Genomic DNA, 15484 nt, shown 5'->3' with positions numbered 1-15484 from the left:
GACCCCGACGACCGGTGCGCAGGTGCAGCGCACCCGCGCGCCGGCGACGTCGGCCGTCCCGTCGAGGGCTACCGCTCGCTCATCGAGCCGCGCTCCGGCCTGGCCGAGCTGCTCGCGCCCGTCGCGGGGTTCGGCGTGACGTTCGCCAACATGTTCAAGCCGACGGTGACGGAGCAGTACCCGCGCGAGCAGGTGCCGACCAAGCCCCGGTACCACGGGCGCCACCAGCTCAACCGGTACGCCGACGGGCTCGAGAAGTGCATCGGCTGCGAGCTGTGCGCGTGGGCGTGCCCCGCGGACGCGATCTACGTCGAGGGTGACAACAACACCCCCGACGCGCAGTACTCGCCGGGCGAGCGGTACGGCCGCGTCTACCAGATCAACTACCTGCGCTGCATCTTCTGCGGGCTGTGCATCGAGGCCTGCCCGACGCGCGCGCTCACGATGACCAACGACTACGAGCTCGCGGGGCCCACGCGGCCCGGCATGATCTGGGAGAAGCAGGACCTGCTCGCACCGTTGCGCTCCGGCCAGCTCGCGGCCCCGCACCCGATGCCCGAGGGGTCCACGGACACCGACTACTACCGGGGCGAGGTGACCGGGACCACCGACGATCAGGTCGCGTGGGTCGCCGAGCACCGTCCCGACGACCCGACGCTGCCGGAGAACGTCGCGAAGGGCGCGACGGTCCCCGACCTCGGCGCGACGCGGCTCGCGCAGCGCGAGATCACGGCGGGCGCGCACCGCCAGGGGGGTGCCCGGTGATCACCCTGCACACCGTGCTGCCGGCGGCCGCCGGCGCCCTGGACGAGGCAGGCCGTGCGAGCACGGCCGAGGCCGTCCTGTTCTGGACCCTCGGCCCGCTCATGGTGCTCGCCGCGCTGGGTCTGCTCTTCGCCCGCAAGGCGGTGCACGCGTCGCTGGCGGTCGTCTTCGTCATGATCTCGTTGGCGTTCATGTACGTCGCGCAGGGCGCCGAGTTCCTCGGTGTCGTGCAGGTGGTCGTCTACACCGGCGCCGTGATGATGCTCTTCCTGTTCGTGCTCATGCTCGTGGGGGTCGACCGCTCGGACTCGCTCGTCGAGACGATCCGCGGGCAGCGCTGGACCGGCGTCCTCGCGGGTCTCGGCCTGGCCGTCGTGCTGGTCGGCGTCGTCGGGCGCGCGACGTACGGGCCGCCGACGGGGCTGGTCGAGGCGAACACCCCGTCGAACCCCGAGGCGATCGCCGAGGTCGTCTTCGGGCAGCACGTGCTCGCGATGGAGGTCGTCGGCGCGCTGCTGGTCACCGCGGCGCTCGGCGCACTCATCCTCACGCACCGCCAGCGGCTCGTGCCGAAGGTCGGGCAGCGCGAGCAGGCGGAGCGCAGGCTGCGGACCGGCGGCCACCCCGTGTCGCTGCCGGCCCCCGGCGTGTACGCACGGCACAACGCCATGGACGTCCCCGCGCTCGGACCGGACGGCACGCCGCTGGAGAACTCGGTGCCGCGCGTGCTGCGCGTGCGCGGCCAGGAGGCGGACGCGCGGGAGTACGCCGCGCGGATCGACCGCGTCCTCGCCGGCGGCTGGGCCTCCGGCGCGGGCACGTTCACGTCGGACGAGGACTACCGGGGCGAGCAGGACGGGCCCGTCGACGGTGCGGTGACCGTCCGCGAGCGTGAGGGCGCGACGGGTGCCCCGGCGGACCTGCCGACCACCCCGACGCACGACGAGGAGGACGGCCGGTGAGCCTCACCCACTACCTGGTGCTGGCCGCGATCCTGTTCGCGATCGGCGCGACGACCGTGCTGCTGCGACGCAACGCGATCATCGTCTTCATGGGCGTCGAGCTCATGCTCAACTCCACCAACCTGCTGCTCGTGACGTTCTCGCGCATCCACGGCAACCTCTCCGGCCAGGTGCTCGCGTTCTTCGTCATGGTCGTCGCGGCGGCCGAGGTGGTCGTCGGCCTGGCGATCATCGTCACGATCTTCCGGACCAGACGCTCGGCGTCGGTCGACGACGTCAACCTGCTGAAGAGCTGAAGGGCTCCGACGTGCACACCCTGATCTCCCTGACCGCCCCTGCCGTGCTGCCGGCGGTCGACCCGGTCGTCGCCGCCCCCGAGTGGGCCGGGGCGCAGGCCGCCGTCTGGCTCGTCGCGCTGCCCCTGCTGTCGGCCGCGGTCCTGCTGCTGCTCGGCCGGCGTGCCGACCGGTGGGGCCACTGGCTCGGCGTCCTGGCCTCGGCCGGCGCGTTCGTCGTCGGCGTGGTGCTGCTCCTGGCCGTGCTCGGGCAGCCCGCGGGCCAGCGCGTGCACGACGTGCACCTGGCGACGTGGCTGGACGCCGGCGCGCTGAGCATTGACGCCGGCCTGCGCGTGGACCCGTTGTCGCTCACGTTCGTCATGCTCGTGACGTTCGTCGGCACGCTCATCCACGTCTACTCCGTGGCGTACATGGAGCACGACGCCGCGCGCCGCCGGTTCTTCGCGTACCTGAACCTGTTCGTCGCGGCGATGCTGCTGCTGGTCCTCGCGGACTCGTACGTGCTGCTGTTCGTCGGCTGGGAGGGCGTCGGTCTGGCGTCGTACCTGCTCATCGGGTTCTGGAACCACCACACGCCGTACGCGGTGGCCGCCAAGAAGGCGTTCGTCGCCAACCGTGTCGGCGACGTCGGGCTGCTCGTCGCGATGGGTCTGCTGTTCGCGACGTTCGGCAGCCTGGACTTCGCGACCGTCGAGACCGGTGCGGCGTCCGGCGACGTGTCGCAGGGCACGCTCACCGCGATCGGCCTGGCGCTGCTGCTCGCGGCCTGCGGCAAGTCGGCGCAGTTCCCGCTGCAGTCCTGGCTGGGCGACGCGATGGCCGGCCCCACGCCGGTGTCGGCGCTCATCCACGCGGCGACGATGGTCACCGCGGGCGTCTACCTCATCATCCGGTCCGGTGCGGTCTTCACGGCGGCCCCGACGGCGCAGCTCGTCGTCGCGATCGTCGGCGCGGTCACGCTCCTGTTCGGTGCGATCGTGGGCTGCGCCAAGGACGACATCAAGAAGGCCCTCGCGGCGTCGACGATGTCGCAGATCGGCTACATGGTGCTGGCCGCAGGCCTCGGGCCGATCGGGTACGCGTTCGCGATCTTCCACCTGGTGACGCACGGCTTCTTCAAGGCCGGCATGTTCCTCGGCGCCGGGTCCGTCATGCACGGCATGGACGACCAGGTCGACATGCGCCGCTTCGGCGGCCTGGGCCGGTACATGAAGATCACGTACTTCACGTTCATGGCCGGCTGGCTCGCGATCCTCGGCATCCCGCCGTTCGCCGGGTTCTTCAGCAAGGACAAGATCATCGAGGCCGCGTTCGTCCCGGTCGACGGTCAGCCGTGGCGGGCGTGGGTGTTCGGCGGCGTCGCCCTGATCGGTGCGGGCATCACCGCGTTCTACATGTCGCGGCTGTTCTTCATGACGTTCGAGGGGCAGAAGCGCTGGAGCGCGACGAAGAGCGGCGCCGACCAGCACCCGCACGAGTCCCCGGCGCTCATGACGTGGCCGATGATCGTCCTGGCGGGTGGGTCGGTGGCCCTGGGCCTGATCCTGTCGCGCGTCGGGTTCGTCGAGTGGCTCGAGCCGTCCGTCGGGCACGCCGAGCACGAGGAGCCGGTGCTGGCGGTGCCGCTGATCATCGGGCTCACGCTGGCGGCCGTCGCGCTCGGGCTCGTCCTCGCGTGGCGCCGCTACGCGATCACGACCGTGCCCGTCACGCCCCCGCTGGGGACCGCGCTCACGCGGGCCGCCCGCGTGGACCTGCACCAGGACGCGGTCAACGACACGCTCCTGGTCGCACCGGGGCAGTACCTCACGCGGTCGCTGGTGTACGGCGACAAGGCCGTGGTCGACGGTGCGGTCACCGGCCTGGGACGCACCACCGTCGCCGTCGGTGACATCGTGCGCCGCGCCCAGAACGGGTTCGCCCGCTCGTACGCCGCGGTCATGGTCATCGGCGTGGTCGTGCTCGCGTTCGTCGTCCTGGCCGCGCGCGGCTGATCGCAGAGTCGACAGGAGACCTGGAAACTGATGTCTGACTTCCCCTGGCTCACCGCGCTGGTGGTGCTGCCGCTGCTCGGCGCCGCGGCGCTGTGGTTGCTGCCCGCCGGCGCGCGCGCGCGTGCCCGCACGGTCGCGCTCGGCTTCGCCCTCGCGCAGGTGGTGCTCGCCGTCGCGGCCTTCGCGGCCTTCGACACGGGCGACGCGGCCACGCACCAGCTCGTCGAGACCGTGCCGTGGATCCCCGCGCTCGGGGTGTCGTGGGCGCTCGGCGTCGACGGCGTCGGCCTCGCGCTCATCGGCATGTCCGTGGTCCTGGTGCCGCTCGTCGTGCTGGCCGCCTGGCGCGAGCAGGGCTCGACCGACGGCCCGACCGACCGGCTGCGGCACTACCTGGCGCTCGTGCTGCTGCTCGAGGCGTTCATCGTGCTCGTGTTCGCCGCCCGCGACGTCTTCCTGTTCTACGTCGTCTTCGAGGCGATGCTCATCCCCGTGTACTTCATGATCGGCGCGTTCGGCGGCGCCCAGCGGCGCTACGCCGCGGTGAAGTTCCTGCTGTACTCGCTCGCCGGCGGTCTCGTCATGCTCGTCGGCGTCATCGCGCTGTACCTGCAGGGCCCGGGCGGCCCCGAGGGCTTCCTCATCGAGAACCTCGTGGGCGTCGACCTCGACCCGACGGTCGAGAAGTGGATCTTCCTGTCGTTCTTCCTGGCGTTCGCCATCAAGGCCCCCATGTTCCCGGTGCACACGTGGCTGCCCGACGCGGCGCAGCAGGCCCCCGCCGGCACGTCGACGCTGCTCGTCGGCGTGCTCGACAAGGTCGGCACGTTCGGCATGCTCACGCTGTGCCTGCCGCTGTTCCCCGCGGCCTCGCGCTGGGCGGCGCCCGTGATCATCGTGCTCGCGGTGGTGTCGATCCTGTACGGCGCGCTGCTCGCGATCGGCCAGAAGGACATGATGCGGCTGGTCGCGTACACCTCGGTGTCGCACTTCGGGTTCATCGTGCTGGGGATCTTCGCGTTCACGTCGACGTCGATCGCCGGCTCGTCGTTCTACATGGTCAACCACGGGCTCTCGACGGGTGCGCTGTTCCTGCTCGTCGGGTTCCTCGCGGCGCGGCGCGGGTCGCAGCAGATCGTCGACTTCGGCGGCCTGCAGAAGGTCGTGCCCGTGCTGGCCGGCCTGTTCCTGGTCGTCGGTCTGTCGGCGCTGTCCCTGCCGGGCCTGTCGACGTTCGTCAGCGAGTTCCTCGTCATCGTCGGCACGTACCCGCGCCACCCGGCGGCGGCGATCGTCGCGACGCTGGGCGTGGTGCTCGCCGCGATCTACGTGCTGTGGCTCTACCAGCGGGTGTTCACCGGGCCCGTCCGCCACGAGCTGGCGGACATGGCCGACGTCGGGGCACGCGAGCGGTGGGTGATCGGGCCGCTCGTGGCGCTGATGCTCGTCCTCGGGTTCGTCCCCGGCCCGGCCCTCGACCTGGTCCGGCCGCCGGCGCAGGAGAGCATCGCGCAGCTCGGCGTCGACGACGTCGAGCCCACGACCACCACCGCGACCCCCGCCGGTGCGGAAGGGAGTGACCAGTGAGCGGCTTCACCGCCCCCGAGATCGCCTGGGGGCCCACGGTCCCCGTGCTGGTCGTGCTGGTCGCGGCCGTCCTCGGCGTCGTCGTCGAGGCGTTCGTCCCCGCCGCGCGTCGTCGTCTCGTCCAGCTCGTGCTGACGCTGGCGGCGCTCGCCGGTGCCCTGCTCGCCGTCGCGGCTCTCTGGTCCGACGTCGAGCGCACGGGCGGGACGGACGTGCTGGGCGGCTCCCTCGTCGTCGACGGACCCACGCTCGTGCTGCAGGCGACGATCGCCCTGCTCGCGCTGCTCTCGACGCTGGTCTTCGCGGACCGCGTCGCCGGGGGCGAGGACGCGTTCGCGCCCGCCGCCGCCGCGGTGCCGGGCTCGGACTACGAGGAGCTCGCCCGCCGCAAGGGTCTGCGTCAGACCGAGGTGTACCCGCTCCTGCTGTTCGCCACCGGCGGGATGATGCTGTTCCCGGCCACGACCGACCTGCTGACGCTGTTCGTCGCGCTCGAGGTCCTGTCCCTGCCGCTGTACCTGCTGTCCGGGATGGGACGCCGCCGTCGCCTGCTGTCGCAGGAGGCGTCGATGAAGTACTTCCTGCTCGGGGCCTTCGTCTCGGCGATCATGCTGTTCGGCATCGCGCTGCTCTACGGCTACTCCGGCTCGTTGCGGTACGCCGACATCGCGGCCGCGACCGCGACGCCCAACGGGCTCGAGGGTCTGCTCGTCGTGGGTGCGCTGATGCTGCTCGCCGGGCTGTTCTTCAAGGTCGGCGCGGTCCCGTTCCACATGTGGACGCCCGACGTCTACCAGGGCGCGCCGACCCCGGTGACGGGCTTCATGGCCGCGTGCACCAAGGTCGCGGCGTTCGGTGCGCTGCTGCGTGTCGTCTACGGCATGCTGCCCGGCATGGCCTGGGACCTCGAGGTGGTCCTGTGGGTCGTCGCCATCCTCACGATGGTCGTCGGGACCGTCGCGGCGCTGGTCCAGACCGACGTCAAGCGGCTGCTGGCGTACTCCTCGATCGCGCACGCGGGCTTCGTCCTGACGGGCATCGTCGCCCTGCAGGACTCCGGCATCACCGCCGTGCTGTTCTACCTGCTGGCCTACGGCGCGGCCACCGTCGGCGCGTTCGGCCTCATCGCGCTCGTGCGCGAGCAGGGGACGGACGACGACGGCGCGCCCGTGGTCCTGGGGGAGGCCACGCGGCTGTCGCAGTGGGCCGGCCTGGGCCGGAGCCACCCCGTGGTCGCCGTCACGTTCACGCTGTTCCTGCTGTCCTTCGCCGGGATCCCGCTCACCGCGGGGTTCGTGGGCAAGTTCGCGGTGTTCTCGTCCGCGGTCGAGGGCGGGGCCTGGCAGCTCGCGCTGGTCGGCGTGCTCGCGTCGGCCGCCGCGGCGTTCTTCTACGTCCGGATCATCGTGCTGATGTTCTTCACCGAGTCGCACGACACGGACGACGCGGACGACGCCGACGGCACGGCCGTCGCGACCGGTGCGGACCGCGGTCCGCAGCGAGCCCCGGCAGCCCTGTCCGAGGTCGCCGTCGGGCCGGGCGCCGCTGCGGGGTCCGCGCCGGCCGCGGTCCTCGCCGCGGATGGTGAGCGGCCCGCCACGACGACGACGGTGGCGGCCGGCGAGGGCCTGACGGTGGTCGCCGTCGCCGTCTGCGCCATCCTCACGGTCGTCCTGGGCGTCGCGCCCTCCGCGGTGCTCGACACGATCGCCTCGGTGGCGGTGCTGCTGCCGTGACCTGCCCGCGGCCGGCGGCGGGGCAGGAACCCGGATCACCCGGACATCCTCCGGTCCCGGGTCGGTCGTCCGGCCGCGGTGCGGATAGGTTCGTCCCGTGACGACCGCACTCGCCCTCCCGCTCCACGACGCCGCGCTCGCCGAGCGACTGACGGGACGGCTCCTGATCGTCGAGGAGCTGCTGCGCGACGCCGTCACGTACGCCGACCCGATCGCGCACGACGCGTCGAGCCACCTGGTCAACGCGGGGGGCAAGCGGCTGCGCCCGCTCCTGACCCTGCTGACGGCCGAGCTCGGGGACGGCGGCCGGCGCGAGGTGGTCGACGCGGCCACCGTCGTCGAGCTGACGCACCTCGCGACGCTGTACCACGACGACGTCATGGACTCCGCGCCGCTGCGCCGCGGTGCACCCTCCGCGCACGAGGTGTGGGGCAACTCGGTGGCGATCCTCACCGGTGACCTGCTGTTCGCGCGGGCGTCGTCGATCGTCTCCGGGCTGGGGCCGGAGGCCGTGCGCATCCAGGCCCAGACGTTCGAGCGGCTGTGCCTCGGCCAGCTGCACGAGACGGTCGGTCCGCGGCCCGACGAGGACCCCGTCGCGCACTACCTGCAGGTGCTGTCCGACAAGACGGCGTCGCTCATCGCGACCTCGGCGCGGTTCGGCGCCATGATGGCCGGCTGCCGACCCGCCGAGGTGCGCACCGTCACCCAGTTCGGCGAGACCATCGGGGTCGCCTTCCAGCTCGCCGACGACGTCATCGACCTCACCTCCGACGGGACGACGCTGGGCAAGACGCCCGGCACCGACCTGCGCGAGGGCGTCCCGACGCTGCCCGCGCTGCTGCTGCGCTCCCGTGCGGCGACGACGCCCGTGGGCTCGACCGACCGCGCCGCCGTCGCGCTGCTCGACTCCGACCTGTCGGACGACGCCGACCTGGCCGCCGCGGTCGCGGTGCTCCGCGAGCACGAGGTCGTCGCGCTCACGCGCCGGCGCGCCGTGGACCTCGCACGGCAGGCCGTCTCCGAGCTCGGCCCGCTGCCGTCCGGCCCGGTGAAGGACGCCCTCGTGGCGTTCGCCGACGCGCTGGTCGACCGGGCCTCGTGACCCGGGCGCGGTGATGGTCGCAGGCGTTCGGCTCCGGTCCGCCGTCGCCACGGACCAGGCGGCGCGCGAGACCAACGAGGACACGGCGTGGGCGCAGGACGGGCTGTTCGTCGTCGCCGACGGCATGGGCGGGCACGAGGCCGGCGAGGTCGCGTCGCGGCTCGCGGTCGACGTCGTCAGCACCCTGGCCGGGGTGGCCCCCTCGCTCGAGGACGTGACGCGCGTCGTGCAGGACGCGCACCGGCGGGTCCGCGAGCTGCCGGTCGAGGGGGAGCGGCGCCCCGGGACCACGCTCACGGGGGTGGTCGTGACCGAGCACGCGGGCGTGGCGTGCTGGCTCGTCCTCAACGTCGGCGACTCGCGCACGTACCGCATGGTCGGGGGCATGCTCGAGCAGCTCACCCGGGACCACTCCGAGGTGGCCGAGCTGGTGGAGCAGGGACTGGTGGCCGTGGAGGACGCACCGCGGCACCCCCGCCGGCACGTCGTGACGCGGGTGCTCGGCGGCGGGGCGTCGTGGGTCGACCCCGACCTGCGGATGTTCCCCGTGAGCGTGGGGGACCGGATGGTCGTGTGCTCCGACGGCCTGACGGACGTGCTGCCCGACGGTCGCGTCCAGGCGGTGCTCCGCGCCGAGCGGCACCCCCGCGCGGCGGCCGACCGCCTGGTCCGGGAGGCGCTGGCGGCGGGTGCGCAGGACAACGTGACGGTCGTCGTGGTGGACGCGGTCGCCGTCACCCCGATCGCAGGCGCGGGCGGGCGCGCCGACGTGGCACGATGACCGCGCACCCGACCCCGGAGGACCGCCCGTGAGCACCCGCGCCTCAGCTCCGCGCTGCGCATCGTGCGGCATGCCGCTCGCCCCCGACGCCGAGTCCTGCTCCGTCTGCGGGGCCCGTGTCCCGCTGATCGCGCGTCCCACCTCGGGTGAGGACGACGGGCCGGACGTCGACGAGCCGGCCGGCGCCGGGTCGGCGCTGCCGCCGCCGTCGGACCCCGTCGTCCGGCCGGGCGTCCCGGCCGCGACCCTCGCCGTCTCCGCGACGGACAGGCCGATGCCCGCGGCACCCGCCGCGCGCAGCACCGCCTTCGACGCCGCCGCGGCTGCCCGCGACGTGCGCGCGGCCGCCCGCCCGCAGCGCGCGGCTCCCCCGCGGGCTGCGGCCGCCGTGCCGCCGATCGGCACCCGCGTGCTGGCGTACGCGATCGACGTGCTCGTCGCGGCCGCGGCCGCCGGCATCGGTCTGCTCGTTGCGGGGGTGGTCGGCGGCGACGCGACCCTCGTGGCGGGTCTGATCGGGCTGGTCGTCGGGGTTGCGCAGGTCCTCGCCGAGGGGCTGCGCGGTGCGACGCTCGGCGCGTACCTGCTGGGTCTGCGCACCGTCGACGAGCGCACGGGTGCGTGGCCCGGTGTGCCGCGCGCGTTCCTGCGGCAGCTGCTGGTCGCCCTGGGCGTGATCGGGTGCGGCGTCGGCAACTGGGTCGTCGCCGCGTCGGGCGCGTGGGACTCCGGTCCGCGTCGCCGCGGCTGGCACGACAAGGCGTCGGGCACGGCGGTCGTGCAGGCGGGCGCCGCCCAGCCGCCGTCGGGGCGCCAAGGACGGGCGTCGGCGCCCAGCGGGCCGCGCGGCAGCGCGCGCCCGTGGACGCCGTCGGCCCCGTCGACCGGTCCGGGCGGGCCGGGCGGCGCACCCGTCACGGCGCCCGTGCCGGCGCCGCCGGTCGACGACAGCCTGTTCGCGCCGGGGAGGCGTCGCGCGTCGCGCTGCCGCCCCCGCCGGCCTCCGTCGCGGCCGTGGTGGAGCCGCCCGCTCCGGACCTCGTCCCCGACGCCCCTGCCGGTCTCGGTGCTGCGCCTCGCGGGGGCGCCCGGAGGCGGACCTGCTGCCGCCTCCGCCCGACGCGACGCGCTCCGACCGCCGGGCGGCCCGCCCGGGTGGTGCCGCGGTCCCGGCCGCAGCGCCGGCGTCGGACGAGGACCTGGCCGAGATCGAGCACACCCGCGTGCGGGACCCCGAGTCGTTGCGCCGTCGCACCGGCACGCTGGCGCTGCACTTCGACACCGGTGAGCGCGTGCGCGTCGTCGGACGCGGGCTGGTCGGGCGTGGCCCGCGGGCCGAGGACGGCGAGGACATCCTGCACGTCGTGGTGCTGAGCGACGCCGCGCGGTCGCTGTCGCGCGTGCACGTCGAGTTCGGGCCGCAGGGCGCGACGACGGCGCAGGACGCCGCGATCTGGGTGACCGACCGCGGGTCGACCAACGGCACGGTCGTCGTCGACCCGACGGGTGCCGCGCGGGTGCTGCCGGCCGGGGCGCGGGCCGTCGTGCGTGCGGGCTGGTCGTTGCGGCTGGGCGACCGCGAGGCGCGCGTCGAGGACGACTGACGGCGCGTCAGGCGTCGGAGGGGGGCGGCACCGGGCCCTCGGCCCCGGGCGCGGGCCTGCGGGAGTGCCGGAGCCCGTCGACGGTGAGCACGACGAGCGCGAGCCACACCAGCCCGAATCCCCACCACCGGGCGGGCGGCATCTCCTCGCCGGCGACGAGCACGCCGATGGCGAGGTGCAGCACGGGGGTGAGGTACTGCAGGAGCCCCACGGTCGACAGCGGCAGGCGACGCGCCGCGGAGTTGAAGAGCAGCAGCGGGACCGCGGTGACCACGCCGGTCCCGACGAGCGCGAGCCCGTGCCAGTCGGGCGCGAACGTCGCGGAGCCGGTCAGGTGCAGCCACCCGAGGTAGAGCACGGCGGCGGGTGCGAGGACGGCCGTCTCGGCGGCGAGGCCGGGCAGTGCGCCGACCCGTGACCCGAGGCGGCTCTTGAGGAGCCCGTAGGTGCCGAAGCTGCCTGCCAGGACCAGCGCGATCCACGGCAGGGTGCCGTAGGCGACGGTGAGCACGACGACCGCCGCGGCGCCGCAGCCGACCGCGACCCACTGCACGGTGCGCAGCCGCTCGCCGAGCACGAGCACGGCCAGCGCCACCGTCACGGGGGTTGACGAAGTAGCCGAGCGCCGCGTCGACGACGTGGCCGGTCAGGACGCCGTGCACGAACACGAGCCAGTTCACGGCGAGCAGGACGGCCGCGAGCGTGAGCGTGGCCAGGAGCCGGACGTCACGCAGGATCGCGACGAATGCCCCCCACGTCCGGGTGACCAGCAGCAGCACGAGGCAGAACAGCAGGGACCACACGACGCGGTGCGCGATGATCTCGACCGGGTCGGAGGGCGCGAGGAGCGGGAAGTACAGCGGCAGCGCGCCCCACAGGGCGTAGGCGCCGACCCCGCGGCGAGGCCGGCGCGGGACCGGCGAGCGGCGGTATCCACCCCGCGACTGTAGGCGTCGCGCCGGACGGCACCCGCCGTCCCACATCGTGGGCTGTCCGTATCGTGGAGTGGACGTCGAGGGTCGGGGCGGTCGCGTCCTAGACTCGGGGTCGCACTGCTCTCGCACCGACGGCGAGGCGCACGGGTGCGGGGCCCTGCAGGACGCCCCGCCAGGCGTCCGCCGCGCGAGGGCTTCCCCCACCGGAAGGCAACCAGGTCCCGTGAGCACCCCGACCCTGCGCGTCGCGATCGTCGGCGCCGGTCCGGCCGGCATCTACGCGGCCGACATCCTGTCGAAGACCGACCTCGACGTCAGCATCGACCTGTTCGAGCGGCTCCCGGCGCCCTTCGGCCTGGTCCGGTACGGCGTGGCACCCGACCACCCGCGCATCAAGCAGATCATCGTCGCGCTGCACAAGGTGCTCGAGCGCGGGGACATCCGCCTGCTCGCCAACGTCGACTACGGCACCGACCTCAAGCTCGACGACCTTCGCACCTTCTACGACGCGGTGATCTTCTCCACCGGCTCGATCCGGGACGCGGCGCTCGCGATCCCCGGGATCGACCTCGACGGCTCCTACGGCGCGGCGGACTTCGTGTCCTGGTACGACGGCCACCCGGACGTGCCGCGCACGTGGCCGCTGGAGGCCACGCAGGTCGCCGTGCTCGGTGCCGGGAACGTCGCGCTCGACGTGGCCCGCATCCTGGCCAAGCACGCGGACGACCTGCTGCCCACCGAGGTCCCCGCCAACGTCTACGACCTGCTCAAGGCCAGCCCGGTCACGGACGTGCACGTCTTCGCCCGCCGCGGACCCGCCCAGGCCAAGTTCTCGCCGCTCGAGCTGCGTGAGCTCGGCCACGTGCCGGACGTCGACACGATCGTCTACCCGGAGGACTTCGAGTTCGACGAGGGCTCGATGGCGGCCATCCACTCGAGCAACCAGACCAAGCAGGTCGTCAAGACCCTCACCGACTGGACGCTCAAGGAGCCCGAGGACCTGACGGCCTCGCGCCGCATCCACCTGCACTTCCTGCACAAGCCGGTCGAGGTGCTGGGCGAGGACGGCAAGGTCGTCGGGCTGCGCACCGAGCGCACGGTGCTCAACGGTGACGGCAACGCCACGGGGACCGGCCAGACGCACGACTGGCCCGTCCAGGCGGTCTACCGCGCGGTCGGCTACTTCGGCTCGCCGCTGGTCGACATCCCGTTCGACGACGTCGCGGGCGTCATCCCCAACCGGGAGGGCCGCGTGATCGACGTCGACGGCCGGCACCTGGACGGCGTGTACGCGACGGGGTGGATCAAGCGCGGCCCGGTCGGCCTCATCGGTCACACCAAGTCCGACGCGTCGGAGACGATCCGGAACCTCGGCGAGGACGTCGCCGAGCGCGGCCAGGAGTTCTACACGGCCACCGAGCGGGAGCCGCAGGCGGTCCTCGACTTCCTCGTGCAGCGCGGCGCCGACGTCATCGAGTGGTCGGGGTGGCAGGTGCTCGACGCGTACGAGCGGTCGCTGGGGAGCCCCACGGGCGTGAGCGCGTCAAGCTCGTGCCGCGTGACCACATGGTCGCGATCTCGCTGGGACGCGAGCTCCCGCAGGACTGAGCAGAGCACGCAGGACAGCACTACCCGCGGGGCCCCGGACGGCAGAGGCGTCCGGGGCCCCGCGTCCGTCACGCGTCCCTCACCCGGCCGTCGCACCGCCGCCGGGAACGCGTGCCCCGCGCCGGGCGTTGACCCCGGTGCGGAGGGCGGCACCTCGTCGTCCGCGGGGAGGACGAGGAACAGATGGGCCATCGGCACTACAACGGGTTGAAGACGGCGGCGCTGTTCGGCGCCATGTGGGCGGTGCTGCTCGGGGTCGGGTGGCTGATCGGCGGTGCGCGGTACCTCTGGGTGTTCGCAGGGCTGGGCGTGGCGATGACCGCCTACAGCTACTGGAACTCGGACAAGATCGCCATCCGCGCGATGCGCGCGCGCCCCGTCAGCGAGATCGAGCAGCCGACGATGTACCGCATCGTGCGCGAGCTCTCGACCGCCGCGCGCCAGCCGATGCCGCGCCTGTTCGTGTCCCCGACCATGGCGCCGAACGCCTTCGCGACCGGCCGTGACCCGAAGAACGCCGCGGTGTGCTGCACCGACGGCATCCTCGCGATCCTCGACGAGCGCGAGCTGCGCGGCGTCCTGGGGCACGAGCTCATGCACGTCTACAACCGCGACATCCTCACGTCCTCGGTCGCCGCCGCGGTCGCGGGCGTCATCACCTCGCTCGCCCAGCTCGCGCTGTTCTTCGGCGGTGGGGACCGTCGCGAGGGCGGCAACCCGGTCGCCGCCCTCCTCATGGTGTTCCTGGCGCCGGTGGCCGCCACGCTCGTCCAGCTCGCGATCTCCCGGACGCGGGAGTACGACGCGGACGAGGACGGCGCCCGGCTGACGGGTGACCCGCTCGCGCTGGCCTCCGCGCTGCGCAAGCTCGAGGCGGGGACCCGGGCGCGGCCGCTGCCGCAGGACCGCGAGCTCGTCGACGTCTCGCACCTCATGATCGCGAACCCGTTCCGCGGCGGCGGCCTGGGTCGTCTCTTCGCGACCCACCCGCCGATGCCGGACCGGATCGCCCGCCTGGAGGCCATGGCCGGCGGCGGGATCACGCGCTACTGACGCACCGGCTCAGGCCGCGACGGGCGCCCACCGGAAGGCGACACGCACCAGGCCGTGGTCGTTCGAGCCGTCGGCGCGGTGGTCCTGCGTGGCGAGGTGGTCGTTGGTGATGGTCAGCCCGTCGAAGAGCCACATGCGGCGCCGGCTGTTGTCGTAGAGCTGCTCGCTGACGAGCACGTGGTCGAGCGACTCCCGCAGGTCCTCGTGGACGTGCGTGTAGTACACGTCGCGGGTGTCGCGGTACTCCTGGAGGGTCTGCGCGGTGTACAGGCCTGTGTCGGTGCCGCCGCGCGAGTCGCCGACGAGGTAGCGCGGCTGGCCCGTGAGGATGTTGACGGTGTTGCTGTGCTGACCGTCGTTGACGTCGCCGAGGACGACGACGGGCGTGTCCGAGCGCTTCATGACGTCGGTGAGCAGGACGCGCAGGGCCGCGGCCTCCGCGGTGCGGCGGATCGTCGAGATGGCGGCGCCCAGCGCCTCGACGTGCGGGCGGAACGTGTCGGGGTCGGCCCGGAACCACGGCTCGCGCTCGACCCGCGTCGGCACCTTGGACTTCAGGTGCACCACGGCCACCTCCACCGGCGGGCGGTCCGTGCGCGGCGTCACGGCGAAGCGCAGCACCGGCCGCGAGAACCGCCGGATCCGCACGTCGATGTCGGGTGCCTGCGGGTCGTGGGTGTCGGACGCGTGCAGCCGCAGCGCGGGCGGGAAGTCGTCCACCCAGTGCGGGGTGCCGTGCAGCAGGCCGCGTCGCACGAGCGCGGCACAGGTGATCCGGCCGCCCGTCGCCTGGTCGGCCAGCACGTCGTAGTCGTCGTCGAGGCGGGCGCGCTCCAGGGCCGCGACGAGCGCGTCGCGGTGCCACAGCTCCTGCAGGCCGACGACGTCGGCCTGCAGGTCGCGCAGGCGGTCGGCGAGCCAGGCGATCTTGCGGGCGTACTCTCGCGCGGTCCACGGCTCCTGGCCGGGGTTCATCGCGCGCCCCGGCAGCTGCAGGTTGTACAGGTTGACGGTCGCGACGGTGAAGCGGTCCAACGACATGACGCCCTCCCGGG

13 protein-coding genes and 1 pseudogene are annotated in these 15484 nt (G+C 73.6%); 12 read left to right on the top strand and 2 right to left on the bottom strand.

Annotated elements, in window-relative coordinates; genetic code table 11:
- Positions 1-81 precede the first annotated feature (81 nt).
- From nuoI to OKX07_RS14570, 10 genes are all read left to right on the top strand, one after another.
- Positions 82-765 carry an NADH-quinone oxidoreductase subunit NuoI gene (nuoI, locus tag OKX07_RS14615; RefSeq protein ID WP_265631935.1) on the top strand — a complete coding sequence of 228 codons (684 nt, stop codon included), beginning with the start codon at positions 82-84 and terminating at the stop codon, positions 763-765.
- Positions 765-1727 (top strand): NADH-quinone oxidoreductase subunit J, encoded by a 963-nt coding sequence (locus OKX07_RS14610; RefSeq protein ID WP_265631934.1) that lies wholly within the window; start codon positions 765-767, stop codon positions 1725-1727. The genes nuoI and OKX07_RS14610 overlap by 1 nt, the downstream gene beginning before the upstream one ends.
- Positions 1724-2023 carry an NADH-quinone oxidoreductase subunit NuoK gene (gene nuoK / locus OKX07_RS14605; protein ID WP_203671178.1) on the top strand — a complete coding sequence of 100 codons (300 nt, stop codon included), beginning with the start codon at positions 1724-1726 and terminating at the stop codon, positions 2021-2023. The genes OKX07_RS14610 and nuoK overlap by 4 nt, the downstream gene beginning before the upstream one ends.
- Before the next feature lie 11 nt (positions 2024-2034).
- Positions 2035-4020: an NADH-quinone oxidoreductase subunit L gene (nuoL, locus tag OKX07_RS14600; RefSeq protein WP_265628788.1), complete on the top strand. Its 1986-nt coding sequence runs from the start codon at positions 2035-2037 to the stop codon at positions 4018-4020.
- Between the two features lie 30 nt (positions 4021-4050).
- The gene (locus OKX07_RS14595; protein WP_265628787.1) at positions 4051-5607 is read left to right on the top strand and encodes an NADH-quinone oxidoreductase subunit M; all 1557 of its coding nucleotides are present in this window, start codon (positions 4051-4053) and stop codon (positions 5605-5607) included.
- Positions 5604-7343, top strand: a complete 1740-nt coding sequence (gene nuoN / locus OKX07_RS14590) for an NADH-quinone oxidoreductase subunit NuoN (RefSeq protein WP_265628786.1) — start codon at positions 5604-5606, stop codon at positions 7341-7343. Before OKX07_RS14595 ends, nuoN begins: the two co-directional genes overlap by 4 nt.
- A gap of 97 nt (positions 7344-7440) precedes the next feature.
- Entirely contained in the window at positions 7441-8448 is a 1008-nt protein-coding gene (locus OKX07_RS14585; protein ID WP_265628785.1) for a polyprenyl synthetase family protein, read from the top strand.
- A gap of 13 nt (positions 8449-8461) precedes the next feature.
- Entirely contained in the window at positions 8462-9229 is a 768-nt protein-coding gene (locus tag OKX07_RS14580; RefSeq protein ID WP_265628784.1) for a PP2C family protein-serine/threonine phosphatase, read from the top strand.
- Between the two features lie 70 nt (positions 9230-9299).
- Positions 9300-10517, top strand: coding sequence for an RDD family protein (locus tag OKX07_RS14575; protein ID WP_265628783.1), 1218 nt, complete (start codon positions 9300-9302; stop codon positions 10515-10517).
- On the top strand, positions 10453-10833 hold the full coding sequence (locus tag OKX07_RS14570; RefSeq protein WP_265628782.1) for an FHA domain-containing protein: 381 nt from the start codon (positions 10453-10455) through the stop codon (positions 10831-10833). Before OKX07_RS14575 ends, OKX07_RS14570 begins: the two co-directional genes overlap by 65 nt.
- A gap of 7 nt (positions 10834-10840) precedes the next feature.
- On the opposite strand, the gene OKX07_RS14565 is transcribed toward OKX07_RS14570, so the two are convergent.
- Positions 10841-11434, bottom strand: a complete 594-nt coding sequence (locus OKX07_RS14565; RefSeq protein ID WP_322746787.1) for an EamA family transporter — start codon at positions 11432-11434, stop codon at positions 10841-10843.
- Positions 11435-11991: 557 nt separating this feature from the next.
- Between OKX07_RS14565 and OKX07_RS14560 the strand changes: the two are divergent.
- Together OKX07_RS14560 and htpX are read left to right on the top strand one after the other, a co-directional pair.
- A pseudogene (locus OKX07_RS14560) lies at positions 11992-13376 on the top strand (FAD-dependent oxidoreductase).
- A gap of 183 nt (positions 13377-13559) precedes the next feature.
- On the top strand, positions 13560-14429 hold the full coding sequence (gene htpX / locus OKX07_RS14555; RefSeq protein ID WP_265628781.1) for a zinc metalloprotease HtpX: 870 nt from the start codon (positions 13560-13562) through the stop codon (positions 14427-14429).
- A 9-nt stretch (positions 14430-14438) separates the two neighbouring features.
- Here htpX and OKX07_RS14550 read toward each other — a convergent pair whose 3' ends face one another.
- Entirely contained in the window at positions 14439-15470 is a 1032-nt protein-coding gene (locus OKX07_RS14550) for an endonuclease/exonuclease/phosphatase family protein (protein ID WP_265628780.1), read from the bottom strand.
- Positions 15471-15484 lie beyond the last annotated feature (14 nt).

Source organism: Cellulomonas sp. S1-8, assembly GCF_026184235.1.
GTDB lineage: Bacteria > Actinomycetota > Actinomycetes > Actinomycetales > Cellulomonadaceae > Cellulomonas.
Note: the sequence above shows the minus strand (reverse complement) of the source record. Positions and strands in the feature narration are given on the sequence as shown.

What these genes read in the sequence shown, in the direction of transcription:
- OKX07_RS14575 (WP_265628783.1), top strand. Translation starts at nt 9,300, where the DNA reads ATGCCGCTCGCCCCCGACGCCGAGTCCTGCTCCGTCTGCGGGGCCCGT.
- OKX07_RS14550 (WP_265628780.1), bottom strand. Translation starts at nt 15,470, where the DNA reads ATGTCGTTGGACCGCTTCACCGTCGCGACCGTCAACCTGTACAACCTG.
- htpX (WP_265628781.1), top strand. Translation starts at nt 13,560, where the DNA reads ATGGGCCATCGGCACTACAACGGGTTGAAGACGGCGGCGCTGTTCGGC.
- OKX07_RS14580 (WP_265628784.1), top strand. Translation starts at nt 8,462, where the DNA reads ATGGTCGCAGGCGTTCGGCTCCGGTCCGCCGTCGCCACGGACCAGGCG.
- OKX07_RS14595 (WP_265628787.1), top strand. Translation starts at nt 4,051, where the DNA reads ATGTCTGACTTCCCCTGGCTCACCGCGCTGGTGGTGCTGCCGCTGCTC.